General features: G+C 57.5%; 24 protein-coding genes. 12 read left to right on the top strand and 12 right to left on the bottom strand.

Annotated features, from left to right (window positions below):
- Window positions 1-31: 31 nt before the first annotated feature.
- The gene (locus tag A6F49_RS06160) at window positions 32-703 is read right to left on the bottom strand and encodes an NAD(P)-dependent oxidoreductase (RefSeq protein ID WP_043057573.1); all 672 of its coding nucleotides are present in this window, start codon (window positions 701-703) and stop codon (window positions 32-34) included.
- Window positions 704-892: 189 nt separating this feature from the next.
- Here A6F49_RS06160 and A6F49_RS06155 point away from each other — a divergent pair, with 189 nt between their 5' ends.
- Window positions 893-2,548: a thiamine pyrophosphate-dependent enzyme gene (locus A6F49_RS06155; protein WP_043057574.1), complete on the top strand. Its 1,656-nt coding sequence runs from the start codon at window positions 893-895 to the stop codon at window positions 2,546-2,548.
- Between the two features lie 342 nt (window positions 2,549-2,890).
- Window positions 2,891-3,067 (top strand): hypothetical protein, encoded by a 177-nt coding sequence (locus A6F49_RS18030; protein ID WP_161485782.1) that lies wholly within the window; start codon window positions 2,891-2,893, stop codon window positions 3,065-3,067.
- 104 nt (window positions 3,068-3,171) lie between these two features.
- Here the strand turns inward: A6F49_RS18030 and A6F49_RS06150 are convergent, their stop codons facing one another.
- The 3 genes from A6F49_RS06150 to A6F49_RS17685 are packed head-to-tail and all read right to left on the bottom strand — an operon-like array spanning window position 3,172 to window position 4,919.
- Entirely contained in the window at window positions 3,172-4,083 is a 912-nt protein-coding gene (locus tag A6F49_RS06150; RefSeq protein ID WP_052504802.1) for a nucleotidyl transferase AbiEii/AbiGii toxin family protein, read from the bottom strand.
- Window positions 4,080-4,625, bottom strand: coding sequence for a type IV toxin-antitoxin system AbiEi family antitoxin domain-containing protein (locus tag A6F49_RS17280; protein ID WP_082911626.1), 546 nt, complete (start codon window positions 4,623-4,625; stop codon window positions 4,080-4,082). Before A6F49_RS17280 ends, A6F49_RS06150 begins: the two co-directional genes overlap by 4 nt.
- A 12-nt stretch (window positions 4,626-4,637) precedes the next feature.
- Window positions 4,638-4,919 (bottom strand): aldehyde dehydrogenase family protein, encoded by a 282-nt coding sequence (locus A6F49_RS17685; protein ID WP_407643829.1) that lies wholly within the window; start codon window positions 4,917-4,919, stop codon window positions 4,638-4,640.
- Window positions 4,920-5,328: 409 nt separating this feature from the next.
- On the opposite strand from A6F49_RS17685, the gene A6F49_RS06145 reads away from it, so the two are divergent.
- From A6F49_RS06145 to A6F49_RS06135, 3 genes are all read left to right on the top strand, one after another.
- Window positions 5,329-5,859 (top strand): hypothetical protein, encoded by a 531-nt coding sequence (locus A6F49_RS06145; protein ID WP_043057575.1) that lies wholly within the window; start codon window positions 5,329-5,331, stop codon window positions 5,857-5,859.
- Window positions 5,853-6,485: an RES family NAD+ phosphorylase gene (locus A6F49_RS06140; protein WP_052504803.1), complete on the top strand. Its 633-nt coding sequence runs from the start codon at window positions 5,853-5,855 to the stop codon at window positions 6,483-6,485. The genes A6F49_RS06145 and A6F49_RS06140 overlap by 7 nt, the downstream gene beginning before the upstream one ends.
- Window positions 6,486-6,568: 83 nt before the next feature.
- Window positions 6,569-7,243, top strand: coding sequence for a GNAT family N-acetyltransferase (locus A6F49_RS06135; RefSeq protein WP_043057576.1), 675 nt, complete (start codon window positions 6,569-6,571; stop codon window positions 7,241-7,243).
- Between the two features lie 32 nt (window positions 7,244-7,275).
- On the opposite strand, the gene A6F49_RS06130 is transcribed toward A6F49_RS06135, so the two are convergent.
- The 4 genes from A6F49_RS06130 to A6F49_RS06115 all read right to left on the bottom strand — a co-directional run bounded on the left by A6F49_RS06130 (window position 7,276) and on the right by A6F49_RS06115 (window position 12,696).
- The gene (locus tag A6F49_RS06130) at window positions 7,276-8,661 is read right to left on the bottom strand and encodes an NAD-dependent succinate-semialdehyde dehydrogenase (protein WP_043057577.1); all 1,386 of its coding nucleotides are present in this window, start codon (window positions 8,659-8,661) and stop codon (window positions 7,276-7,278) included.
- Between the two features lie 8 nt (window positions 8,662-8,669).
- Complete coding sequence (locus tag A6F49_RS06125; RefSeq protein WP_043057673.1) at window positions 8,670-10,226, bottom strand: APC family permease; 1,557 nt, start codon at window positions 10,224-10,226, stop codon at window positions 8,670-8,672.
- Window positions 10,227-10,297: 71 nt separating this feature from the next.
- Window positions 10,298-11,191, bottom strand: coding sequence for a universal stress protein (locus A6F49_RS06120; protein WP_043057578.1), 894 nt, complete (start codon window positions 11,189-11,191; stop codon window positions 10,298-10,300).
- Entirely contained in the window at window positions 11,188-12,696 is a 1,509-nt protein-coding gene (locus tag A6F49_RS06115; protein WP_043057579.1) for a flavin monoamine oxidase family protein, read from the bottom strand. The genes A6F49_RS06120 and A6F49_RS06115 overlap by 4 nt, the downstream gene beginning before the upstream one ends.
- Window positions 12,697-12,838: 142 nt before the next feature.
- Here A6F49_RS06115 and A6F49_RS06110 point away from each other — a divergent pair, with 142 nt between their 5' ends.
- A complete protein-coding gene (locus A6F49_RS06110; protein ID WP_052504804.1) occupies window positions 12,839-13,537 on the top strand; it encodes a TetR/AcrR family transcriptional regulator in 699 nt (232 codons plus the stop codon).
- 18 nt (window positions 13,538-13,555) lie between these two features.
- On the opposite strand, the gene A6F49_RS06105 is transcribed toward A6F49_RS06110, so the two are convergent.
- From A6F49_RS06105 to A6F49_RS06095, 3 genes are read right to left on the bottom strand one after another with little or no spacing between them, the layout of a single operon-like run.
- Entirely contained in the window at window positions 13,556-14,941 is a 1,386-nt protein-coding gene (locus tag A6F49_RS06105; RefSeq protein WP_043057581.1) for a dihydrolipoamide acetyltransferase family protein, read from the bottom strand.
- On the bottom strand, window positions 14,938-16,023 hold the full coding sequence (locus A6F49_RS06100; protein ID WP_043057582.1) for an alpha-ketoacid dehydrogenase subunit beta: 1,086 nt from the start codon (window positions 16,021-16,023) through the stop codon (window positions 14,938-14,940). The genes A6F49_RS06105 and A6F49_RS06100 overlap by 4 nt, the downstream gene beginning before the upstream one ends.
- Window positions 16,024-16,034: 11 nt before the next feature.
- Entirely contained in the window at window positions 16,035-17,216 is a 1,182-nt protein-coding gene (locus tag A6F49_RS06095; RefSeq protein ID WP_052504824.1) for a thiamine pyrophosphate-dependent enzyme, read from the bottom strand.
- 177 nt (window positions 17,217-17,393) lie between these two features.
- On the opposite strand from A6F49_RS06095, the gene A6F49_RS06090 reads away from it, so the two are divergent.
- The 6 genes from A6F49_RS06090 to A6F49_RS06065 all read left to right on the top strand — a co-directional run bounded on the left by A6F49_RS06090 (window position 17,394) and on the right by A6F49_RS06065 (window position 24,108).
- A complete protein-coding gene (locus A6F49_RS06090; protein ID WP_043057674.1) occupies window positions 17,394-17,867 on the top strand; it encodes an Lrp/AsnC family transcriptional regulator in 474 nt (157 codons plus the stop codon).
- Between the two features lie 64 nt (window positions 17,868-17,931).
- Window positions 17,932-18,579 (top strand): IclR family transcriptional regulator, encoded by a 648-nt coding sequence (locus tag A6F49_RS06085; RefSeq protein ID WP_043057584.1) that lies wholly within the window; start codon window positions 17,932-17,934, stop codon window positions 18,577-18,579.
- Between the two features lie 127 nt (window positions 18,580-18,706).
- Window positions 18,707-19,963, top strand: coding sequence for a CaiB/BaiF CoA transferase family protein (locus A6F49_RS06080; protein ID WP_043057585.1), 1,257 nt, complete (start codon window positions 18,707-18,709; stop codon window positions 19,961-19,963).
- The gene (locus A6F49_RS06075) at window positions 19,960-20,832 is read left to right on the top strand and encodes a hydroxymethylglutaryl-CoA lyase (protein ID WP_043057586.1); all 873 of its coding nucleotides are present in this window, start codon (window positions 19,960-19,962) and stop codon (window positions 20,830-20,832) included. Before A6F49_RS06080 ends, A6F49_RS06075 begins: the two co-directional genes overlap by 4 nt.
- Before the next feature lie 11 nt (window positions 20,833-20,843).
- A complete protein-coding gene (locus A6F49_RS06070; RefSeq protein WP_052504805.1) occupies window positions 20,844-22,328 on the top strand; it encodes a 2-hydroxycarboxylate transporter family protein in 1,485 nt (494 codons plus the stop codon).
- A gap of 136 nt (window positions 22,329-22,464) precedes the next feature.
- Window positions 22,465-24,108: a thiamine pyrophosphate-binding protein gene (locus A6F49_RS06065; protein WP_043057587.1), complete on the top strand. Its 1,644-nt coding sequence runs from the start codon at window positions 22,465-22,467 to the stop codon at window positions 24,106-24,108.
- Between the two features lie 3 nt (window positions 24,109-24,111).
- On the opposite strand, the gene A6F49_RS06060 is transcribed toward A6F49_RS06065, so the two are convergent.
- A complete protein-coding gene (locus A6F49_RS06060; RefSeq protein ID WP_052504806.1) occupies window positions 24,112-24,330 on the bottom strand; it encodes a hypothetical protein in 219 nt (72 codons plus the stop codon).
- Between the last annotated feature and the right edge of the window lie 120 nt (window positions 24,331-24,450).

Genomic DNA, 24,450 nt, shown 5'->3' with positions numbered 1-24,450 from the left:
GTTGGTCTTGGAGCGCCTCATGCTTGGTGACTTAGAGACCGAATACGTGGTTGATTGGGGTGTCCTCGTCAACAAAATCCACGACGGTTCGGATGCTCTTATCCGAGGTCAATGCTGACAGGATTGCATGGGCGACATTGGCACGTGAAGTGTCACGGTTCTCGCCTTCGGCCAAAGTGTCTGAAGCCATTCGCCCTACGCGGCGGATGCTGTCCGATGGATCGTCCAGGGTGAGCGTGCCGGGGCCAAGAATCGTCCAGTCGAGTTCCGATTGCATCAGGTGATCATCAGCGATGGCCTTGGACTGTGCATAGGGGTAAAACGGGCTATCGTTTGGTATGTCATGGTCAAGCGAAGAGCCAAGATACGACACCATGATGTAGCGGTTGGCGCCGACTTGTTGTGCTGCATCGATCGAGGCAATCGCGGCGTCACGATCAACCGCATAGGTACGGTCGGGGTTGCCTCCACCGGCGCCGGCTGCCCAGATGATCGCATCCTGACCACGGAATGCTTCGGCGAACTCCTCGCGGTCGGCTTGTTCAATATCAAAGACCATGGGTATAGCACCCAGGGTACGAATGGTGTCTTCTTGGCCGGGATTGCGAATAATTGAGGTCACCGTGTGGCCGGCCTGCACCAGTAAAGGTGTTGCGAGTTGAGCGACTTTGCCGTGACCGCCGATGATCATAACCTTGGACATACGTGAATCTTCTCCTGAATCGGGATCGATTGTGCTGGATGTTCGTTGCGGCGTATTTGTGACGTGAAACAAACGTCTGAAATTCCACTATTCCCTATATCGCTGGTATTTTGTAGGGGTTAGCGCTTGCCCTTGGTCAATGGCGACTGGGCTGAACGCAAAGAAATTCAGTCAAGGAGCTTTCCATACATGGCATACCCTCTTAATAGTAATGGTCAACGCAAAACCGCCGGTCACGTCATTGTCGACACCCTGGTAGCGCACGGAGTCGAACGCATCTACTCGGTGCCCGGTGAATCCTATCTCGACGTCCTGGATGGACTGACCAACTCCCCGATTCAAAATATCGTGTGCCGTCACGAAGGTGGCGCCACCTATATGGCTGAAGCCGACGGCAAACTCAACCAGACCCCCGGCATTGCCATGGTCACCCGTGGTCCGGGCGCCGCCAACGCCCACGTCGCGTTGCACACCGCATGGCAGGACTCCACAGCAATGGTGCTGTTCGTTGGCCTGATCCCATTCGAACACCGCGAAAAAGAAGCCTTCCAGGAATTCGATCCACACGCCTGGTTTGGTACCGGTACCAAACGCGTCATGGTCTTGGACCACCCAGACCGCGCCTCCGAAATCGTGGCCGAAGCCATGTTCGCTGCCTCCTCCGGTCGCCCAGGCCCCGTCGTCGTGGGTCTGCCAGAAGATATTATTAAAGAAGAAATCGATGCTCGACTGCACCCGCAGATCCCGGTTGCCGGCGGCGGTATGACCGTTGACGACTGGAAAGAGCTCTACGACGCGCTGCTGGATTCTGATAAACCACTGTTCATTACCGGTGGCAACGACTGGACCGAAGAAGCCTCCAAACAGCTCAGCAGCTGGCTGGAAGACCACCAGATCGCCGGTGCCGTCGAATGGCGAACCCAGGGCACCATCCCGTTTGACTCGCCGTCCTACGTTGGCCCGATGGGCTATGGCCGACCAAAACCAACTTATGACTTGCTAGAAGAAACCGACCTCATCGTGTTCGTGGGCACCGTGCCAGGCGACACCGTGACCGACGGTTTCACCATTCGTCAGAACTGGGACAAGAAAAACTTCTTGGTCACTATCGACCCGGCCCTGCGCGGCCGTTCAGGCCCGGTCTCCCACCAGATCGTGGCCAAGCCAGCAAGCTTCGTGCGCGACCTAGTGCGCATGGACCTGCCAAATAAACCCGAATGGGCAAACTGGACAGCCAAGATGCGCCGTCAGCAAGAAGAGTTCGCAGCCCTGCCCACCGAAGGCATCAACGACGGCCCCGCCTCAATGGACGCCATGATGGCTCACCTGGTGCCAACACTGCCGTATGACGCGATGGTCACTTTCGGGGCCGGCGAGCACACCAACTGGGTGCACCGCTACTTCCCGACCCACCACTACGGTTCGTTGATTTCCGCCCGCAATGGCTCCATGGGTTACTCGATCCCCTCGGCTGTGACCGCGTCGCTGGATAACCCGGACAAGATCGTGGTCACGGTTGCCGGTGACGGCGAATTTTTGATGAACGGCCAAGAACTGGCCACCGCCGCCCAGTACGGGGCCACCCCGTTGGTCATTGTCATGGACAACCAGGAATACGGCACCATCCGCACCCACCAGGAGCGCGACTACCCGGGCCGAGTCTCCGGCACCCAGCTGAAGAACCCAGACTTCGCCGCCATGGCAGATGCATTCGGTGGCTGCGGCGTCCGCGTCACCGACAACGCACAGATCCCAGCCGCAATTCAAAGTGCCTACCAGGCCATCGAAAGCGGTAAGTTCGCGTTGATCCACCTGATCGTCGAACAGCGCCAGCAGGCCTACTAGAAAATACCAATGACGGCGTTTATCGCCTCGTAGAAAAATGCGGGAGTCAGCATCAGCTGGCTCTCGCATTTTTCTACTCTGTGTTCTGGCGTTAGGGTATTCGCTCAGGGGCGCTGCGGACAACACCATTGTCATCGTGACCTCCGATAATGGCACCTCCGGCGTGGCAGATCTGCCGTAGTTAAGCGAATATGGCTACGATGCATCCAATGGCTGGCGCCGACACAAATCCGATATTTGGGAAGACGGCCACCGTGAGCCGTTGATCATTCGTTGGCCCGACGCCGTCGAAGCCACGGTGTTCGTTCTGAGATCGTGTCCTATTCCGAGGTGTTCGCTACTGTGGCCGAAGTTTTGGACACGGTCCTGCCCGAAAGTGCTGCGGAAGATTCCGTGAGCAGTCTGGATTTCTGGCGCGGTCAGAGCCCATCCGCGCGCACCGACGAAGCACAAGGGCTTGGCGCATCAGAATACATCCCAGCGGGGCTCTATAATCTCGCCAACGATCTGAGCGGATAAAATAATGTGGTGGAGGAACCAAGTCGATTGGATAGCATGAATGTAGGAGCCGGACGCCGACACAAGAGAAATCGCATCAATTCGGGTCGCATAACTCCGCTGCGCTAGATCTCCTCATGATTGAGAAGAGTATTTATACGGTTTTCAAGCCATTCTCGAGCGTCGTCCAGATCGGGTCGAACATCGGGATCTTGACCATTCGTAGAGACTTCTTGAACTGCTTGTAGATATCGTTCTCTATCCGCCGCCATTGGTCGAAGGGGCAATGGAGGCCAGCTGTGATCTCGCCTATACCGAAATGTCGATTCACAGGCTTCTAGCAAGATGGACGTATCTACTTCTGCAGTCCAAAGTTTTTGAAGATCAACAAGATCGTGCGCTCGGTCGGAATTCGGATGTGTCAGGGCGTGCACCTTTTGCGCGATTTGCAACTCGACGGATAAGAAGCGAACCGATGTTATCTTCCCGAATCCGAAACTTTCAAATTGCATTTTGAGCTCGGTGTCGATTGGAGCCTGAGTTCCTGAGTTCGCCATGACCTCAGGATGCGCGAGCTCCAGATCGATAGCACCCCATTGTTTGCCGAGAAATTGAAGCGATACGCGCAGAGGCCGCATCAGATACTCCGGACGGTCCACTCCCGGATCGTGTTGTGGTTTTTCTTTTATAGCTCCGGTAAATGCAACGCGATTTGGTGCGCCAGGGTTTGCCCTTAGTTGCCTCTTTGAAGGTGGCACTTGTCCCCACCCGATTTTGCAGAGATACTTGATCTCTTCAATCGTCTTTTTGTAGTCGCTTGTGTAAACAGCGTCGAGATCAGAGGTAGCGCGCGTGCCGAGCTCGCCAAGTCTCATTTTGATAGCTAAGCCACCTTTGAGTTCTACCGAGTTGGGCAGCATCTGTGAGGTAACGACACCGATGAAGGTGGTACGGACTCGAGCAACAGGAATATCGAAAGTGGCAGCCACATCCTTAATAGCTTGATCCAGATCGGCCACGGTCTTGATGATTGTCATGCTGCCTCGTGCGGTCGGTTTGCCAGTAACTCATCGAGTTCATGCACTGATAGTAGATCTCTTCTGGTTGCTTGATCTACTGCTTCTTTCCACCGATATTCTGGAGTGCGGTTTCTGACTTGCTGTAATGCAGTGCTTAATGTGACCGAAGGGACTCCATGATAGGTTGTGAGCTGGTCTTCATGCAACGTCGTTCGACGTGTTACTTTCAACCACCTAGGTAAACTACGACGCACCTGACGGAGGGTAGCAACCTCCACTCTTACTGGGTTGGCGTGCCCTAATTCGAGGAGACTCAGCACCGATTCGCCTTCTAAATACGAATCTTCACCAACTATGGCGACGGCTTCAGCTTCTGATGACCCAGTCGTTGTTGGGAAATCAATAAAACGGTATACTCCATGACCGATTTTTCTTAATACTCCGCGTTGAGCCAATTTTCGTAATACTACCGGTGGAACATCTGCCTCGTCGGCATCAATAGTCGTGATGATCCCATGTTGATAGCCAGCTATTCGACGCAGCTGTCGTTGATACGTCACAAATACCTCCTGTTATGTGCAAAAGTGTACCGGAAGCGGTACAGTTTTGCACATATTGTGCGAGGTGTGGTGTGACAGAAGTCCAGAAAATGGTGGCCGTTCCTTTTTGGAACAGCCACCATATTGAGGTGCGATGAACGGGTATTTTTTGACGGTCATGAGGCATTTGTTGACGAATTCTTCCATGCCCACGGGGCCGAGTTCACGACCGTAGCCGGAGCGTTTCACCCCACCGAAAAGGACTTCGGCGGATTCCTCTGGTGAGGTGTTCGCCCCGACCGTGCCAGCACCCAGCTGTTCGGCAAACGCTAGGCTTGCCCGAGCTGTTGCGGCGTCGCGATCAGTGCATACCAGGCATCAGAAGGCTGACGAACATTTTGTAAACCCGGCATCGATGAATAATTTTTACGCCGAGCCGCCCTTCTCCTTCGGGCTATCTGCGTTGATATATCAAACCCTAGCTCTTGTGGGGCCTTTCGCCGAAGCACGATAGAGCCCAAAAGACCCTCCACAGGTTATTGGGAGCAATCGAGAGTGAAGCGGATTCAACGCACCTTTTCAAAGTAGGCGCTTGCTCCTTGTTTCTGTCGATCAAGAGCAGCATGCATTTTTGAAGGTCTTACTTAGCTATTTGAATGTCCATGATTCCCTTTATTTCCATTCTCTGTCGCACTAAAATGGATTCGAAGGAGCGGGAGCGGATATGTCAACACCTAAGCCAGATTCTGAAGTAGATCGATTCGCGATCAAAGAGACTGCTGAATACCAGCAGATGGTGCGTTCAATACAGTTGCTGGGCGAGGCAGTGGAATCGTTAGATCACATGATTTCGCCACAAATGGCCGCTGGCATTGTTGCAACAGAAAATGCGTGGCGCGATATGGAGGCCGAATTTGGCTTACTTGATGGCCGAACGGTAGCCCAGATCGCAGGTTCAAAACAAACCACCGGAGGTTTCGCCAATGACCGGCGGAAAGCCAGAAAAATTTTGGGCATTTCTCGGCGTAACGCCTATCGTTATCCGGGTTTCCAATTCACCGAATCCGGGAAAATCTATGAATCGGTGCTGGCCGTACTCCGGGTAGCCCCGGAACTTGGCGTGTCAGATGAGGACGTAGCTCAATGGTTTCTCCTGGGATCGCCGAGCCTGGATGGCAACCGACCCGTTGACGTGATTGACGACGCCGCACAGGTGCTGGCGGTATTCCAAAGCCGTTTTGGTACGCAGTGGTAGAAGCACAGTGGCCTACCGGCCCGCGAGCCGCCGAGACCTTCACAATCGAAGCGCACCAGCTGTTGTACCGGGTCCTGCATGATGACGGTGGCCGACAAGTCACCGACTTCAACCCAGGCTACGGGGAACCGACCCGTTTCGCGTTCTTCACGGATGATGCAGGAGCTATTGTTCCGGTCTTGTACGCAGCCTACTCGGCTGAGGCCGCAATATGCGAGACGCTGTTGAGGGATATTCCAGCCACGGGCGGGGTACTTATCCCATCAGACTATATGCGGACTGTCATGGCGGCGTTTCGTACAACTAGGCAGCTGAAATTAGCAAAATTTATGGGCAATGGACTCCGAGCACTTGGTACCACACATCAAGCACTCACATCTTATGACATGCGTACGTATCCTCAGACGGTGCAGTGGGCAGAAGCTGCACACCGTGCCGGGTTCGAAGGTGTAGCGTGGATGAGTAATCGCTGCAACGACACCGTAGCGGTTGCATTATTTGGGGACCGCATTGCATCAGATGCTCTGGCCGCTGACGCCTCCGTGGCCAAAATTTTCAGCAGACTGACCGACAGAAACTGGCTTACTGATATGTGTCTGCCGTTGGGCATTCGAGTCCGCTGGTAACCACCGGATCTGCGGAGTGCTGGCCTTTATGAGAACCATCAATCAATGTCCGGCAAGTCGTTGCCGCAGCACAGGAGACAACCGTGAGTACAGCAAAGATTCGACCCTTTGATGAAACAGATCGATCCGAGTTGCGTACGCTCTTCGCCAGAGCCGGTGACGGGGCCCCTCCAGGATCCTTCTTGGGACACCCAGAAGCCGAGGCGAGTGTCTACTTGGATCCGTATATGGACCTTGAACCAGAATCCTTATTTGTTGCCGAGGCCGATGGCGCGTTGGTTGGATATCTCACCGGGTGCCTGGACAGTGCTACGTTCCCATCCGAAGGCGCCCGCATGGAGCTTGCCATTCGAAAATATCGATTAGCCCTCCGACCTCAAAGTATGGTGTTTTTCGGTCGTGCCATCGCTGATACGGTGCGGACCAAACTTCGCAAAGAACCCGCCACAGAAGATTTTGACGACGCACGCTGGCCATCGCATCTGCACATCAATGTTGCTCCAGAAGCACGAGGAACCGGCGCCGGATCCGCCCTGATGGAAGCTTGGTTCGATCGTTGGACCCAAGCCGGTTCGCCGGGCTGTTATCTCCAGACACTTGTCGAGAATCCGGGTGCCGTCCGATTTTTCCAACGCATGGGTTTCACTGCATATGGGTCGACGCCGCTGGTGCCCGGTGTTCGATATAACGGCAAGCGACTGCACCAGCAGACCATGGTGCAAGCAGCACCCAACAGAGATGCAGGAGCCAGCCATTGAACTGACTCCTGCATTCTGTTGACTTGGGGTGTTTATTTCTTGACGGTGAGCAAGCGCTTGTTGACGAATTCGTCCATGCCGACCGGCCCGAGCTCGCGACCGTAACCGGAGCGTTTGACTCCGCCGAACGGTACTTCTGCCGACTCTTCGGGGGAAGTATTGGCACCAACCATGCCAGCTTCCAATCCGTCAGCAAATTTTCGTGCTCTGTCGGGGTCGGTAGCAAAGACGGCAGAACCAAGCCCGTACTGGGTGTCATTGGCTAGCTGGAGGGCTTGTTCATCGGATTCGACCCGGAAAATATTGATCACTGGACCGAAGAATTCTTCGTAGTAGATTTCCGAGCCCTGGGGCACGTCGGTCAGCACCGTTGGTTGGACATAGAAACCGGGTAGATCTGGTCGATCCCCACCGACATGAACGGTTGCTCCAGCATCTTTGGCGCGCTGGAGTTGCGCCATCAGTCCCTCGGCAGCTTTGGCAGAGGATAGCGGTGAATAGGCGGTAGCGTCGGGTTGGCTCGGGTCGCCTGGTTTTAAGTTTGAGGCCAGGCTGACCATCTCGGCGACGAAGTCATCATAAATATCGTCCATGACGATCATGCGCTTATTCGAGTTACAGGACTGACCGGTGTTTTCCATCCGGACGGCGAAGGCCTGTTGTGCGGCGGCTTTGACGTCGTCGGTGCTCAAAATGACATACGGGTCCGAACCGCCCAACTCCAGCACGGCTTTCTTCAGATGCTTGCCGGCCTGTTCGGCGATAGCAGCCCCCGCCCGCTCGGATCCAGTCAGCGAGACGCCCTGGATGTGGGGGTGGGCGATGAATGCCGAGATTTGGTCGTGGGTGGCAAATACATTCTGATAGACACCCTCGGGGATGCCGGCTTGGTCCATCATTCGTTGCATGGCCAGCGCCGATTCGGGACAGGACTCAGCGTGTTTCAAGATGATGGTGTTGCCCAACACCAGGTTGGGGGCAGCAAACCGGGCGATCTGATAGTACGGGAAGTTCCACGGCATGATGCCCAGCAGCGGACCGACCGGACGGCGCTGAATATATGAGATTGTCTCGTCGTCCTCATTGACCTGCTGATCGGCAGCGAATGTGGGACCATTTGTGGCGTAGTAGCGGAAGATTTCGGCGCTGAATTCGGTTTCTTCTTTGGCTTCGGTCAGCGGTTTACCCATGTCCTTGGTCATGATCGACGCCAGCTCATCGGCGTTGTCTTCCAGCAGGGATACCAGTTTTTCGACTTTGGCTGCGCGTTCTTCGATGGTCAGGCTGCGCCAGGATGCAAAGGCATCGCGTGATTTCGTAACGATACCGTCGACGTCGCCGTCGTCAATGGTGGGATGCTCGGCGAGCACCTCTCCTGTTGCGGGATTGATGGTTTGGAATACGCCAGAGGTGACCAATGGTTCTCCTAAATCGTGGTGATTGTGGTTGTGTCGTCAGTAACGGAAGTAGTTTTCGGTAGGGTTTCACCAGCGAAAAACGCAGGGTGTTTGATGCGCGTCCAGATCATCAGGACCACACCGAGCAGTAAAACACCCATACCTAGGATGAATACCATGCCGATACCTCCCAGGGAAGTGCCCGAGCCATAGGATGGGTCGATTGAGTCGGTTGCGGTCTGGAAGAACATGACCAATAAGACCACGCCACCGATACCGGGGAATAGGCCGCGGAACAGGAAATCGCGTACGGAGCCGGTGAGTTCTTTGCGGAAATACCACACGCAGGCCATGGCGGTGATGCCGTAGTAGAAACAGATCATCAGGCCAAGTGCGGTGATGGTGTCCCACAGGGCGTTTTCACTGATTAATCGGGTGATCGTGTAGAAACCGCCGGTGGCGACCGCCGAGGCGATGGTGGCAACCGATGGGGTGCGGAACCTTGGTGAGATTTTGGAAAACGCCGGCGGAAACGCTTTGTAGTAGCCCATGGCCAGGATGGTTCGCGACGGGGAGATCATGGTGGTTTGCAGGGATGCAAAGGACGATGCCAGGATCGCGACCGACATCAAAATAGCAAATGGTCCGAGGATCGGACCGGACAGTGCCGCAAAGATCGATTCCTGATTCTCCGGGTTGCCTGCGCCCAAGCCTTGATCTCCAATGCCGGCCCAGGCGATGACGCCGACGGTCACCAGAATGTACAGGGTGATGATGATCAGAATGGTCAGGGTGGCTGCCCGCCCCGGAGTTTTTTCGGGGTTGCGGGTTTCCTCGTTCATGGTCAGTACCGCGTCCCAGCCCCAGAACATGAAGATCGACAGCGACAGACCGGCTGCAAAGACCGAGAAATCTGTGATTTCCAGTGGGTTGAACCAATCGAGACTGACCGGTGTGGCGTCGAAGGCCTGGCCGTTATTGACCTGCACCAGTGCGGCCACAACAAATGCCGTCAGTACTAAGACTTGGAAGGTGACCAGGAGGTACTGCAGTTTCTGGGTGGTATCCAGGCCGCGATAGGCCACCCAGGCGGCAATTGCGGTGAAGATCAGCGTTGTGGGGATATTGATCCACAAATTCTGGGTCCACAGGGCAATATCGGGGTTGGCTAAGACCTGGGATAACAGTATGTAGAAAAAGTCGACGGCGACCGCCGCCAGGTTGGACAGCACGATGACGGTTGCGGCGATCAAACCCCAGCCGTTCATCCACCCGATCCACGGGTTGAATGCTTTAGCACTCCAGGTGAAGGAGGTGCCGGAGTCGGGGACGCGGTCGTTGAGTTCCCGGTAGCCAAAGGCCACCAGCAGCATCGGGATGAACCCGACCAGCAGGATAGCTGGGACCTGGGTACCGACGGTGGAGATGGTCGGTCCCAGCCCCGAGGTCAGCGTATATGCCGGGGCGATACACGAGACCCCGATGACGGTCGCGCCGATGATCCCAATCTGTCCGGTTGCCAGGCCCTTGGCCGAGCGGCCTCGTTCTGGCGTTTTGCCGGATGGGGCTGAGCTTGGGGTGCTCAGGGGAGGGGAGGTGCTCACAAGATACCTCTTTCGGTTCAGGTAGCCGGATTCGAAAGCTGAGTCCGAGACTGCTAGGTGGTCTCCGCAGGGATGACCATCATGGGGGATGGGATGTGTCGCAAAATTTTGGCAGCCGTGGCACCCAAGAACGTGTGTTGTTCGGAGGCCAGGCGTGATGAGCCGAAGATGACCAGTTCCTGTTCCATCCAGGTCAGCTGGTCGACGGCGTCGTGAACGTCTTTGCCGGTGGCCACGACCGTGGAGGCCTGGTGATTGGCCACCATGTCGGCGGCTTGAGCGGCGAGTTGTTCGTTGCCGAATTGTTCAACTTGAGCGATCAGATCTGCGGTGTTGATGCCTTCGGGCAAGAAGTCGGCTTGATGCTCATCGAGGAACAGCAGCGATACCAATCGCAGCGGTAGGTTGAATGATTGGGCCGCCTGCAGCGCGTAGTGAATGACCGCCTCCGCACCGGGGCGTGCACCGAACATCGCGGTGAAGCCTGAAAGTTTGGCCTGGTTCTGATACCCGCCCGGGGCCAACGCAACGGGAACCGGGCTGGAATGGAGCAGCGTGGTGGCTGTCGTTCCGAGTCGGAAGCGCCGCAATAGCCCGCCGCGTCGACCGCCCAGTACTATGGCCGAGCCGTTGAGCTGTTGGGTTGCAGTGAGCAGTCCGGCGGCGTCGGAAGAATCGGTGATGGTGTGGATACTGCTGCTGATGTCAGCAGGTAGGGAGGCTTGGGCTTGTTCGAGCCACTCGCGCACTTGTTCCTGGATAATGGGCATGTGCCCGCGGTCCGATGGATACACCGCAGCATAAATATTGTCCTGGGGGACAACGGTCACCAAGTTCAGGTGAGCGCCCGAGGTCCGGGCCATGGCGATGCCGAGATTCAGTGCATCGCGGCCGGTGTCGGTTGCGGTGTAGGCGACGACCAGGTTTCGGAAGGTGGGAGTGTTCATTGCAGCCTCTCAAGGATGCGGCCGGCCACGAGTTCGCCCTGCCGAATTGCGCCGTCGACGTGTTGGTAGCCTTCGGCGGCAATATCAGAACAGGCGTAGTAGATCGAACCGGTTGGACGGTTCTGCAGGTGCCCCCAGCGGCTGAGTCCGCCCAGGTCATAGCTGGTGGCATAGGCGCCGCGGGTCCATTCCTCGGCGGCCATGTCCGATAGGAAAAACGCGATGGGCTCCAGGGCTTCATCGCCTAGATAGGCGGCGAGTTCTGCCAAGATGCGCTGTTTGCGTTCCTTTGCCGGTAGCGCCCACATGGTTTCGGCGTGCACATCGGATATGAAGCTCACCAGCGTGCCGTGGGGATTTTCGGCATCGTGGTCGTCAACGAGGTTCGGGCCATAGTTGGTGTTGTCATAGACCTCCTGGACCATGCGCCCGCCACCAAATCCGGTACCCGATAGGCCCTTGTCCCGCCAGAACGGGGTCTCGTAGACGGCGTGGACTTTGATCACCAGGCCCATCGAGATGTGCTGGTGGGCGACCATCTGTTCGCGGGGCAGCGGTGGGACGTATTGGATCCGGTGATACAGATTCGGTGGGACGGCCAGTACGGCGGTTTTTGCCTGGACGATCACGGTATCCGAATACGCCGTGACCTCTGCTGGTGCACCATCATCGACAACCCCATTGCGCACATCGGCAGCAACGTTATTCAGCGCATCGGCAGTCTCAGGGTCGGTGGTGGCCCAGTCGAGCTGACGCACCGGAGACGAGAGGTAGACGTCGTCGCCAAGATATTCGGCCATTTTCAGCGACACCGACTGCATCCCACCAACAACGCGCTTATCGAGGATGAAGTCTTCATCCACCAGGTTGGAAAACGACCCGGCCGAAGCAGCCATCAGAATGGCCTGGAGTGCGGAGAACGTATGGGCGGGTTTGGTCAGCATGCCCGAGGCGATGTAGATCGAGACGTTATCAATGGCTTCTTGATCATCGGAATGCTGTTTCAACCAGTCACGAAACGAGATCGCATCCAACTGGGCGGCGTCGGGCATCGCCCAGGGTTGGGTCACGTCCATTTCGGTGACCTTGGTGTTGAGCAGGTCGATCAGTTTGTCGATCTCAGTGGCCGTGGTGTCCGAAACTGGCAGCTGGTCGCCGCTATAGGTATGCCGAGTGCCGTCCGGCGCCACATAGACGTTCTGGCCTTCGCGGTAGCGGGAGAATGTGGTCAATCCCAGTTCCTCGACGAGGTCAATCAGGCGCGTCTGGTCAGGAGAAATCCATTGCCCGCCGATCTCAATGAAGTGTTCTTTGCCGGAGGCATCTTGTACTTTGCCGTTCCAGGTGCGCCCGCCTACGCGTGGACGCGCCTCAAGCACTGCCACCGATTTGCCTGCTTTCTTCAGTGTGTATGCGGCCATCATGCCGGCTGGTCCGGCGCCGATGACGACGACGTCGCGCTCGATGGTTGGGCGGTTTTCTGCTGTTGCGTAAAGACTTGTCACGGCTTCCCTCAATAATGAATACGGTTCATTTAGTGATATGATACACATTGCAGGTGATGTTGCCTAGTCGAAGGAAATCCATTCGGAAAGCGCGCCGGAATTGTAGGATGGTCGATGTATCACATCTGGATTTGAGGACACAGTGAAGAGCATCAAACGCACCGCAGGTCGCCCCGTCAAACCGGTGCTCAGTCGCGAGCTCATTGGTGAACAAGCACTGGAACTCGTCACCGCACGAGGGCTTGAACAACTAACCATGACGAACCTTGCCAAGCGGCTCAAGGTCGCGGCCTCGGCGCTCTACAACCACGTGACAAATAAAGCCGACATCGTGTTACTGATTCAAGACGCGCTGGTATCCCAAGTCTCGCTGCAAGGCATGCAGCGACTCATTGCCCAGCAGGCCACGCTCGAAGAGGCCCTGCGCGATTGGGCGTTGTCCTATCGTGCCGTATTTGCCGAATACCCTTCACTGATCCCTACGATCGCCGTCACTGCGGTCTCCGAGTCACCCAAAACCTTGCACATGTACAACACGGTCGCCCAAGCCCTGGCTAGCGCTGGCATCCCTGACGCCCTGGTGATCAAGGTGATCGTAGCGTTTGAATCATTCTTATTTGGTTCGGCCTTGGACGTCGACGCGCCGTCGACCATCTTTGATACCGACGACGTCACCGCAGATAGCGCGTGGTTGGATCGCGTGGTGAAAGCCTCCAGAATCCAGAGCGATCCCGCCATTGATGGGATGGATGTTGACGCGCGAAACCAGTATGCCGACCCGCCGTTTCAGTTTGGACTCACCGCACTGATCAGCCAGACAATGTCATTGATGGAAGCATAACTTGGTGTGTGGACGTGCTTATAGGTCGGCGAGCACTGATGTTGGATGCTGCATCGCATCGGCCACGGCAGTTAAGAATGCTGATCCGGTGGCGCCGTCGGTGACACGGTGATCAAATGACAGTGTCAGTTCGGTGACTTTTCGTACCGCCAATTCTCCCTCGACAACCCACGGCCGGTCGATGATGCGCCCGACACCCATGATGGCAACCTCGGGCGCATTGATAATCGCCGCAGCACCATCAACACCCAGCACCCCATAGTTGTTCAGGGTGAAGGTACCGCGGGTCAGCTCAGCCACCGTGCACTGACCACGGCGTGCTTTATCCACCAATTCCTTGATCTGGCCGGTGAGCTCACGAGCTGAATATCGTTCGGCGTGTTCAACCGCCGGCACCACGAGCCCGCGCTCGCTATCGGTGGCAATGCCTAAGTTGATCCCGTCAAAATACACCAGCTCGGCGCCGTCGTCGGACTCAACAAACCGTGTATTTAGCACCGGATAGCGGCGAAGTGCGGCGGTGACGAATCGGGCGATCAGCCCCAACAGACTCGGGGCGGTCTCAGGGTTATCTGCTTTGAGCCGGGCCTGCAGTTCGAGCAATTCGGTGACATCAACATCAATCCAGGACGTCGCATCCGGAATGATCGACCGTGAGCGCACCATTTGATCGGCGATCATCTTGCGCACGCCGGTGACCGGGACGCGCTCGGAAACCGCCAGGCCAGCCGGTGCATCGACATGCTCGGCGGCCGATTTGGTCACAGGCTGGGTGGATTGCGGCGTTGCGGCCTCAAACTGTTGGACGGGCTGGTCGATCGCGGCCATCACATCCGCCCGCAGAATCACGCCGTCGGGTCCGCTACCGGTCAGCCGGCTAATATCAACCCCGTGACGCTTGGCCAAGAGCCGTACCAGCGGGGAAATCACCCGGGGTGCGCTGACAGCAGCCGAGGTGCGGCTGGGATCCGCGGTGCCATTGCCAGAAACCTTGGTGGCGCGTTTGGATCGACGTGTGCGCCGGGTGGTGGCACCCCCGGAGGTGCCGTAGCCGATGAGCTCATTACCGGACGCCTCGTCGTCGCTGTCTTCGGACACCGTGATCCCGGCGCGTTCTTCTTCCCGATAATCCAGGGCACCGGGGCGCGGCGCGCCGTCGTCGGTGGTCAGGGCAATCGTGATCAGTGGATTGCCCACATGAAGGGTATCGCCCGGGGTGCCGTGCAGGGTTTCGACCGTCCCGGCGTACGGGGAGGGGACTTCCACCAGGGCTTTGGCGGTTTCGACCTCGGCGATGGGTTGATCCACCGTAATGGTGTCGCCCACGGCCACGAGCCATTTGACGAGTTCGGCTTCAGTGAGGCCTTCGCCCAGATCTGGCAGTTGAAATACTTGGGTGGTCATCGGTTGCCTCCTGCGGTCACGATCGGACGGTAATCCACGGGTGTGTCATCCCATTGCAGGTCATCAATGGCATCCAGAATGCGGTCAACATTGGGCAGGTAGTACTTCTCCAACATTGGTGGTGGATACGGGATGTCAAAGCCCGTCACCCGCAGCACCGGGGCGGCCAGCGAGTGGAAACACCGCTGCTGAATGCGTGCGACCAGCTCAGAGGCCACCGAGGCGAAACCTTGTGGCTCGGCGACGACGACGGCGCGACCGGTCTTGGTAACCGAGGCGATGATGGTCTGCTCATCCAGCGGATTGATGGTGCGTAAATCGATGACTTCGACGCTGATGTCTTCGGCAGCGGCAGCTTCGGCAGCAGATAAACACGTCACCACCGATGGGCCGTAGGACACCAGCGTGGCGTCCTCGCCCTGGCGAACAACGGCGGCTCGTGCGTAGGCTTCACCGTGTTCGCGCCGATCCTCGACCTGGGCCCAGCGGGTGGTGAATTCTTCACGCAGTTGTTCCAGCGACACATCGGCCTTGGTCCAATAGAGTTTCTTGGGTTCCATGAAGATGACCGGGTCATCGAGCCGGATCGCGTAGCGCAGCATGAGGTACGCGTCTTCAACACTGGCCGGGGTATAAATTTTCAGGCCCGCGGCATGCGCGTAGAAGGTCTCGGAAGAATCCGAGTGGTGTTCGACGCCGCCGATGCCGCCGCCGTAGGGGATGCGCACGGTGATGGGCAGCGAGACAGCACCTTTGGTGCGGTTGCGCATCTTGGCCATGTGGCTGATCATCTGCTGAAATGCGGGATAGGCGAAGGCATCGAATTGCATTTCGATCACCGGGCGCACCCCGCCGATCGCCATCCCAATGGCCGTGCCGGCAATGCCGGATTCGGCCAGCGGGGTGTCAAAACAGCGGTCGTCGCCGAATTGTTGGCTCAGGCCCTCGGTAATTCTAAACACGCCACCCAGCGTGGCGACATCCTCACCGAAGACCACAACCATGTCATTGGCCGACATCTCATCGGCCAGGGCCGCATTGAGTGCTGCAGCCAGGGTCAGGGTAGATTTTTCCTTGCTCATGCTAAGGCTCCTTAGGCACTCGTATTGTCGGTGTGGGAATCGCGGGCGAGTTCTTCTGCCAACTGGGAGCGTTGTTCAGCCAGCTGTGGGGTTTGCACCGAGTAGACATGATCGAATAGGTCCAACGGTTGAATATCGGGCTGTTGCCCCATGGCCTCACGTAGTACCGATGCCACGTCTTCAGCATCGGTGTGATACTGGGCCTCCAGCTCCTCGGTTAAGGCACCTTCGGAGCGCAGGTAGGTGCGCATCCGGGTGATGGGATCCCTTGTGGTCCACTCATCGACTTCTTTGCTGTGCCGGTAGCGGGTGGCGTCATCGGCATTGGTGTGCGATTGGATTCGATAGGTGTCTGCTTCGACCAAGAACGGTCCGCCGCCTTCCCGACACAATTTCACGGCCCGACCTAATACGGCCAGCAGTGCGGCCAGGTCGTTGCCGTCCACGAGTTCCCCGGCCATGCCATAACCAACCGCTTTATGCGCAAGCGATGGGGCCGCGGTCTGGCGGGAGAGCGGCACTGAGATCGCATACTTATTGTTTTGAACAAAAAAGATCACCGGCAACCGGAAGACGGCCGCAAAATTCAGGGCTTCGTGGAAGTCACCTTCGGAGGTGCCCCCTTCCCCGACCATGCCCAGCACGACCACGTCTTCGCCCTTGAGCCGGGCCGCGTGCGCCATGCCCACGGCGTGGAGCAGCTGGGTGGTCAACGGCGTCGACTGGATTGAGGTGTTGTGTTCATGCGGGTTGTAGCCCTGGTGCCAGTCGCCGCGGAAGTTGGTCATCACCTGGACCGGATCCACCCCGCGTACGATTACGGCAACCGTGTCACGGTAGGTGGGAAACAGCCAGTCGGTGGGGGATAAACACAGTGCGGCGGCGACTTCGGAAGCCTCTTGACCGTGGGAGGAGGGGTAGACTGCCATGCGGCCCTGACGAACGAGCGCGTAGTTTTGATCGTTGACACGACGACCGATGACTAGCTGGCGGTAGCCTTCTAACAGTTCTTCGATCTCGGGCATCGGGTATTCATGCCCCGGGGTGTGGCCTTGTTCCTCGGGTGGTAGCAGGGCACCGGTTTCCGAGATCATTTGGATCCGGCCGTGAGTGGGCAGTAAATAATCTTCGAGACTAATCCCGAGTTTCTTGGCTTTTTCTTCTGAGAGATCAGGTTGCGCATTTTCCGGCATCATGGCTGATGGTCCTCTCACGTGAGCGGCATAACAGTAAATCCAGTATGGCGAGTGAAATCGATCAGTGGGCGCTTGTTGGAGAATCAGCGACAGATCACCAAAATTTACCTAGACTGAAGAACACATTGTTCAAAAAATTGGGTATGCGATAACAAAGTGGTGATGCCGGTGACGATGCCCGAAGAGTGGTCAGCACAAGCCCCTGCCCTGGATACCATCGACCGGAACATTATCTCGGTGCTGGCCCAAGACGGTCGGATATCGATGACCGCGCTGGCTGAGCAGGTCCACATTTCGCGCGCTCACTGCCATGCCCGACTCCAGCATTTGCAAGACACCGGCGTCATCACGGGTTTCACCGTCAACGTCGATCCACTCAAACTGGGATTCGGGGCATCAGCCCATGTCATTCTCAAGCTGCGCCAACACAACTGGCGTGCGCTGCGTCAACAGTTGCTCGACATTCCAGAAGTCTGGCACGTGACCCTGACCGGCGGGCCGATGGATGTCATCTTGTTAGTCCGGGCCAAAGATACCGCAGATCTGCGTCGGGTGGTGTTTGATGAAATTCAGCCGCTGTCGGGGGTTGTGGACACACAAACGTTTATGATCTTTGACGATCTAGTCTCGCGCAGCGCACTGCACTAGCCAGCGTGGCGGTGGGTCGGGGCTACAATCAATGCCGAGACCACTGCAACCACCAAGGGAGACCATGGCTTCGAAAGCAACCCAGCCTGGCGAGGGCGTCAAAAATCAGATGTTGGAGCGCGTGACCGCAATCCTGGATGCCGTGGGCTCTGAAACCCTAACCGCCACCGAAATTGCTCAGCGCACCGGATTATCAAAATCTACGGCGCACCGGGTTGCTCAATCCATGGAAGCCTACGGATTTCTGTCCAAACACCCCGGCGGCGGGTACTCCATGGGTCGTCGTCTCCTATCGTTGCCCTTGCAATCACTGGCAGGTCCCTACTTATCGGCATTGCGCGAAGAAACCGGGGAAACCGCCCAATTATGGGTCCGCCAGGGTGACAAGCGCCTGTGCATCGACTCCTTTGATAGCCATCACCGTCTTCGCATCACAGCCGAACCAGGATTGATCTATCCGCTTCATGGCTCGGCGGGCAAAGTCCTCGCCAGTGAGAATATTGCCGAGACACTCGGTGATCGTGGGTGGGTTGAATCCATCGAAGAACGCACACCCGGGCTGTCATCAGTCAGTGCGCCCGTCATGCGTCATGGGGCAGTGATTGCAGCAGTTTGTCTGGCCATACCGATGGCACGTATCGATAAGTCTCCTGGTCAAGACCATGGTTCAGCCGTCGTCCGCACCGCGCAAAGCATTGCTGCAACCTTCTAACGTTTCAGCATTATTACCCGAAAGTTCAAGATTTCCCCACAAAGACTTGTGAGGTGACTCACTTGTGGTTACACTAAGTCCTATCTATCGGGACTGTGGTCCCACTCACTGAGATTTGAGGTAGGAAATGCAACCACTAGCAAACGTCAACGCACTCCCACTTGACGGGGTGCGTGTTCTGGAACTGGGCAACTTCATCGCTGCGCCATTCGCCGCACGAATTTTTGCGGATTTCGGAGCCGAGGTCATCAAAATCGAAAAACCCGGCAGCGGCGACGAAGTCCGGGACTGGCGGACTCCCCGCGGAAAAACTTCGATGATCTTCCGTACGCTGGGTCGCAATAAAAAATCCGTTGAACTCGACCTGCGGGACGAACGTGGACGTGAAGCGATTTTGGAACTGGCCAAATCCACCGACGTCGTCATTGAAAACTTCCGTCCCGGGACCCTGGAACGCTGGGGCATCGGCCCGGATCAACTCACCGCGGTCAACCCAGATATTGTGCTGGTCCGGATATCGGGCTACGGCCAGACCGGACCATACCGCGATCGTGCGGGCTTTGGTTCTGCGGCCGAATCCTTTGCCGGGCTGCGCTACATCACCGGTGAACCAGATCGTCCAGCTGGCCGAGCGGCCGCACCAATCGGTGACTCGGTTGCCGGGCTCTACGGTGTGATTGGCGCGCTGATGCTGATGATGAAACGCCAGCGCCTCAAGTCCGCCGGGCTGGAAGCTTCGGGTGACAAAGCCGATAACGTTGCCGATGTCGCGCTGTATGAAAGCGTGTTCTCGATTCTAGAATCGCTGGTACCAGACTACGACGCCTATGGTGTGATCCGTCAGCGGCAAGGTGCGGTCCTGCCTGGCGTTGTCCCAGCCGGCGCCTACCCGACCGCCGATGATCTGGAAGTGGTCATTGGTGGTAACTCCAATTCGGTGTTCCAACGCCTGATGGTGGCCATCGGCCGTGCGGATCTAGCCAACGATGAGTCGTTGACCTCGACCTCAGCGCGTAGCGCTCGAGAACAAGAGCTGAACGCCGCCATTCGCGAGTGGACCTCGGCTCACGACCTCGATGCCGCCCTAGAAATCTTGAGCGAAGCCGGCGTACCGGCCGCTCCGGTCTTCGACGCCAAATCTCTGGCCGAAGATGAGCACTACATTGCCCGCGACATGGTCCAGCCCATGGAAGTCGTCGTCGAAGATCAACCAGAACTGGTTCGCTTCCCAGGCATTGTGCCCAAGATTGCCTCTCACGACGGCAAGATCCGCTGGGTCGGCCCTGATCTTGGTGCCGACACCGATCAGGTCCTGCGCGACGTCGCCGGCTACTCCGACGAACAAATCGACGCCCTGTCCCAGGAAGTTGTGAACCAGTCATGACCAAGCACATTGTCGTTACCGACGTCTTTCTACGCGACGGCCTGCAAGATGAGCCGGTCATGGTCAGTGTTGAAGACCGTCTCAAGATTGCCTACCAACTGGCCGATGCCGGCGTCCGCCGAATGGAAGTCGCCTCCTTCGTCAACCCCAAACGAGTACCGCAAATGGCCGGAGCAGAAGAGATCGTGGCACAGCTGCTTAACGATCCTGCATTCGAAGCCAAGATCACCTCGCTAGTACTCAATGGCAAAGGTGTTGACCGTGCGCGGGCAGCAGGCGAACATGCCATCCAACTGGTGCTGTCAGCATCCGAAGAACACTCCAAAGCCAATGCGGGCCAGACGGTGGATGAAGCACTGGACGGGTTGATCGGTGCCACAAAAAACTACCCCGATGTAGCATTCTTCGCCGGCGTCTCCACCGCATTCCGGTGCCCATTTGAAGGCTATATCCCCGCAGAACGCCTGGTGCGGATTGTCGGCAAACTACTTGCAGCCGGCGTCACCACCATTGGTTTGGCGGATACGCTGGGCACCACCGAGCCCGACTATTTGGCCGACTCGCTGGATACGGTCATGACTCAATTCCCGGAAGCAAACTACAGCCTGCACCTGCACAACGCCCACGGACGCGCACTGGAAAGCGTGGATCTGGCCATTGAACGCGGCGTGACCATGTTCGATGCAGCCCTGGGCGGTTTCGGCGGCTGCCCATTCGCCCCGGGTGCAGCCGGCAACTTGTCCACCGCAGACTTAGTTGCCCATCTGCATCGACAAGGCTTCGACACGGGCATCGATGATGCCAAACTCGACGCGGTCAGTGCCGCAGCAATTGAAACTGTTGACGCCAGCGCGAAAGTCGCAGGATAACGGAGAACACCATGGTAGAGCAGTCATACAGCACCAGAAGATCTGCCGCCAAAAACGGCACCCAACACGACACCGCTGACCCCATCAACGCACCCGAAATCGACGCCGTCGGCCAGGACCTGCACTGGGGAACCAATATCTATCCAGAGACAGTAGTGCTGGAAAAGAAACACTCCAAATGGTGGCTAGCCTGGTCAACGATGATGACCGATCCCAAATGGCGAGTCGGATTTATCCCGATCCCGTACTTCGTTATCGCCTTCGGTTTCTTGATCCTGGCTTCCTATTTCGATGCCCTCCCACCGTCCATGGTGATCGGCTTTGCGATCACCGGTCTGCTGGGTGGCATGCTGATGTGGATCGGCAACCGCATCCCCAAGGTACGAGATTACGGTCTGCCCACCTTATTGTGTACGTTCGTCCCGTCGATCTTGTACTTCGGTGGGATTATCCCGGAGAACATTCAAGCCGCCGTCTCGATTTTTCTCACGGATCAGGGCTTCCTGGACTTCTTCGTCTCGGCGATCATCGTCGGTGCCCTGCTGGGTATGCCGCGAGCCCTGTTGGTCAAAGCCGGTCTGCGCTTCTTCATCCCGCTGATTGCCGCCATCGTTGGCGTCTTTGCCCTGATGGGCGCTATTTCCGCACTGGTGGGTGAGGGTTTTTTCGAAGGCATGCTGTTCTTCGCCGGCCCAGTCATGGCCGGTGGTATCGGCCTGGGTGCGGTCCCCATGGCGGAAATGTATGCCGAGCAGTTGGGCACCGATCCTTCTGCATTCATGGGCAGCCTGGTCGCCGTCACCACGCTAGCCAACGTGTTCTGCGTGGTATTTGCTGGCATCCTGCGTGGTGTCACCAGCAATGGTAAACAATGGTTCGTTGGATTCAACGGCAATGGTGAACTGATGCGGATCAAGGGCAATAAGAAAGACCTGGAACAGCCTCGCAAGAAAGCCCACACCAACTACGTGGCACTGTTCCAGGGCCTGATGATGGCCAGCATTATTCTCATGATCGGTGGCATGCTCAACGCGGCCATCGGCGGACTGCACATGTACGCCTGGGCCATTGTTGTCACCGCCATCCTAAAGATCTTCAAGCTGCTGCCAAAAGAACTCGAAAACGCAGCCACCCAGTGGGGCGACTTCGTCAACACCACCCTGGTGTCAGCCCTGTTAGTCGGCGTCAGCCTGACCTACATCGACCTCAATGAGGTCCTCGAGGCCGTCACCAGCCTGCACTTCTTGCTCATGACCATGGGTGCAGTCCTGTTGTCTGCGCTGATTGGTGGCGTGGTCGGTTGGCTAGTGAAGTTTAACTTCGTGGAAGCCACCGTCATCCCCGGACTGATTATGGCCGACTCGGGCGGTTCCGGCGACGTCGCCGTCCTCTCTGCGGCCGACCGGATGCACCTGATGCCATTTGCGGCCATGGCCACCCGGCTGGGCGGTACCCTGACCCTGTTCTTAGCGACCATTCTGGTGCCATTCCTCTAATCCCAAATACCCACTACCGCAATAACAGCGGGGTCTTTCCTATGCCAGTGGGAAAGACCCCGCTGCGCGGTATCAGTACCCCGAAGTATTCTTGATCCAACCGTTCCAGCAGTTCGCTCACCTAGGAGTTTTCACCGTGAGTACCGTTTCTGAAGTTGTCGCCCGTGTCGTTGCCGAACACACGACACAAGTTTTCGCCCTGATGGGCAACGGCAATGCCTATTTCACCGATGCCCTGGCACGCGAGAATAAAGTCCGCATGACCGGACTGCGGCACGAAGCCGGCACCGTGGCCTCAGCGGATGCCTACTACCGGGTCAGCCGCAACATCGCAGTGGCGACGACGACCTTCGGCCCCGGCTACACCAACACCATCACCCCGCTAGCCGAGGCCGTGCAGTCCCGGACCCCGATGGTGTTTATTGTCGGAGGCCAACCCACCACTGGACCACGGCCCTGGGATGTTGACCAGGTGGCCATCGCCACCAGCGTTGGGGCACCAACCATCACTCTTACGACGGCGAACCCCGCTCAGGCGACGACCGACGCCTTTGCCACGGCTTGGGCCCAGCGCGTTCCGGTGGTGCTGTTTATCCCGCACGATATTGGCGCCACACACGCCGAACCAGAACCAGACGTCGTCGCGGCTGCCGTACCTGCTGCGCCCGAAGTTCCCGGCAGTGTCCTGGATGATGCAGCCCAATTGTTGGCAAACGCCAAGCGGCCATTGATCGTTGCGGGTCGTGGAGCGCGCGAAGCCGCAAGCGCCTTAGGCGAACTGGCCTATCAGCTCGGCGCCCTGACCGCCTCATCAGCACCGGCTCGGGGAACCTTTGCGGGCCGACCCTATGATCTTGGCGTATGCGGTGGCTTTGCTTCCGAACCTTCTTCTGAATTGATCCGCGCTGCAGACGTCGTACTGGTCGTGGGTGCAGGACTCAACCAGTTCACCACGGCATTCAACACGCAGTTCAACACTGAGGCTCAGCTGATTCAGATCGACCTGGCACACGACAAGACCAATGAGCGCGTCGATGTGTTCTTGCACGGCGAGGCCACAGCAACCGTCGAGGCACTGGCCACCCGGCTAGAAACCTCCACGACGCCGCCCCTCCCGTGGCAGGGCCAGGCCGAACACGCCCGGGAGTCGATGCTGAACTTTGACCGCGACACCGGCACCGGCCAGGCCGAAGATGGACTATTGGATCCGCGCAGCGCGATGCACCGCCTCAATACGATCCTGCCAGCCAACCGTCAGGTCGTCTCAGACGGCGGCCACTTCATCGGTTGGTCCAGCTACTACCTGGATCTGCCAGCCCCCGACAGCCTGACCATGGTCGGCACCCAATACCAATCCATCGGCCTCGGATTGCCATCGGCACCCGGTGTAGCCCTGGGCAGACCCGATGCCACTACCATCGTGGCAACCGGCGACGGCGGTGGCTCCATGGGCCTGCCCGATCTGCATGCGCTCGTGCATACCGCCACCAGTGCGGTCGTACTGGTCTTCAACGACGCCTGCTATGGCGCGGAAATCCACCAGTACGGTTCCCAAGGTCTCGATGAGCAGATCATGGAAATTGAACAGATCGATTTCGCCACGGTCGCCAAAGGCTTCGGAGCCCAGGGCGTCGTCATTCACGCCATGGATGACTTAGACCAGGTACAAACCTGGGTGGACGACGGCGCACGCGGCACGCTGGTCGTTGATCTGCGCATTTCGCGCACCATCGTGGCGCCCTACATTCTGGAGATCATCGAATTGACGATCAAACGCTAGCGGTTAGGCGTCGACGAGCGTGATCGTCAGGTTCATCCCGCTATTGGGGTGATAATTCCAGGTGGCTTCATAACCGTCCCATGTGCCGGTTTGGGTTCCATCGAGGGCGCGAGTTGCTTCGAGGCGATTGACGATATTCGATGGCATAGCCAGCTCGTCGAGCACGCAGGCAACTTCATCGCCAGACGCCCCATATGATTCGGTGCCCTCGGTGGTGATCAAGAGTGCAGTGCCCTCGTCGACCAGTTCAATATAGGACGATCCGGAGCAGGCTTCGAGAGCTGGTCATTAACGTTCCGATGGACCAGATCGAGAAGGCTTTCGAGGTGCCGGAAGCCCAGG

Source organism: Enteractinococcus helveticum, from assembly GCF_001657475.1.
GTDB classification, from domain to species: domain Bacteria; phylum Actinomycetota; class Actinomycetes; order Actinomycetales; family Micrococcaceae; genus Yaniella; species Yaniella helvetica.
Note: the sequence above shows the minus strand (reverse complement) of the source record. Positions and strands in the feature narration are given on the sequence as shown.

Coding starts and splice junctions, on each gene's coding strand:
- A6F49_RS06095 (WP_052504824.1), bottom strand. CDS start 17,216: ATGCCGGAAAATGCGCAACCTGATCTCTCAGAAGAAAAAGCCAAGAAA.
- A6F49_RS06150 (WP_052504802.1), bottom strand. CDS start 4,083: ATGACAATCATCAAGACCGTGGCCGATCTGGATCAAGCTATTAAGGAT.
- A6F49_RS06085 (WP_043057584.1), top strand. CDS start 17,932: ATGGCTTCGAAAGCAACCCAGCCTGGCGAGGGCGTCAAAAATCAGATG.
- A6F49_RS06160 (WP_043057573.1), bottom strand. CDS start 703: ATGTCCAAGGTTATGATCATCGGCGGTCACGGCAAAGTCGCTCAACTC.
- A6F49_RS06120 (WP_043057578.1), bottom strand. CDS start 11,191: ATGAACACTCCCACCTTCCGAAACCTGGTCGTCGCCTACACCGCAACC.
- A6F49_RS06105 (WP_043057581.1), bottom strand. CDS start 14,941: ATGACCACCCAAGTATTTCAACTGCCAGATCTGGGCGAAGGCCTCACT.
- A6F49_RS06090 (WP_043057674.1), top strand. CDS start 17,394: ATGCCCGAAGAGTGGTCAGCACAAGCCCCTGCCCTGGATACCATCGAC.
- A6F49_RS06070 (WP_052504805.1), top strand. CDS start 20,844: ATGGTAGAGCAGTCATACAGCACCAGAAGATCTGCCGCCAAAAACGGC.
- A6F49_RS06155 (WP_043057574.1), top strand. CDS start 893: ATGGCATACCCTCTTAATAGTAATGGTCAACGCAAAACCGCCGGTCAC.
- A6F49_RS06100 (WP_043057582.1), bottom strand. CDS start 16,023: ATGAGCAAGGAAAAATCTACCCTGACCCTGGCTGCAGCACTCAATGCG.
- A6F49_RS06075 (WP_043057586.1), top strand. CDS start 19,960: ATGACCAAGCACATTGTCGTTACCGACGTCTTTCTACGCGACGGCCTG.
- A6F49_RS06080 (WP_043057585.1), top strand. CDS start 18,707: ATGCAACCACTAGCAAACGTCAACGCACTCCCACTTGACGGGGTGCGT.
- A6F49_RS06145 (WP_043057575.1), top strand. CDS start 5,329: ATGTCAACACCTAAGCCAGATTCTGAAGTAGATCGATTCGCGATCAAA.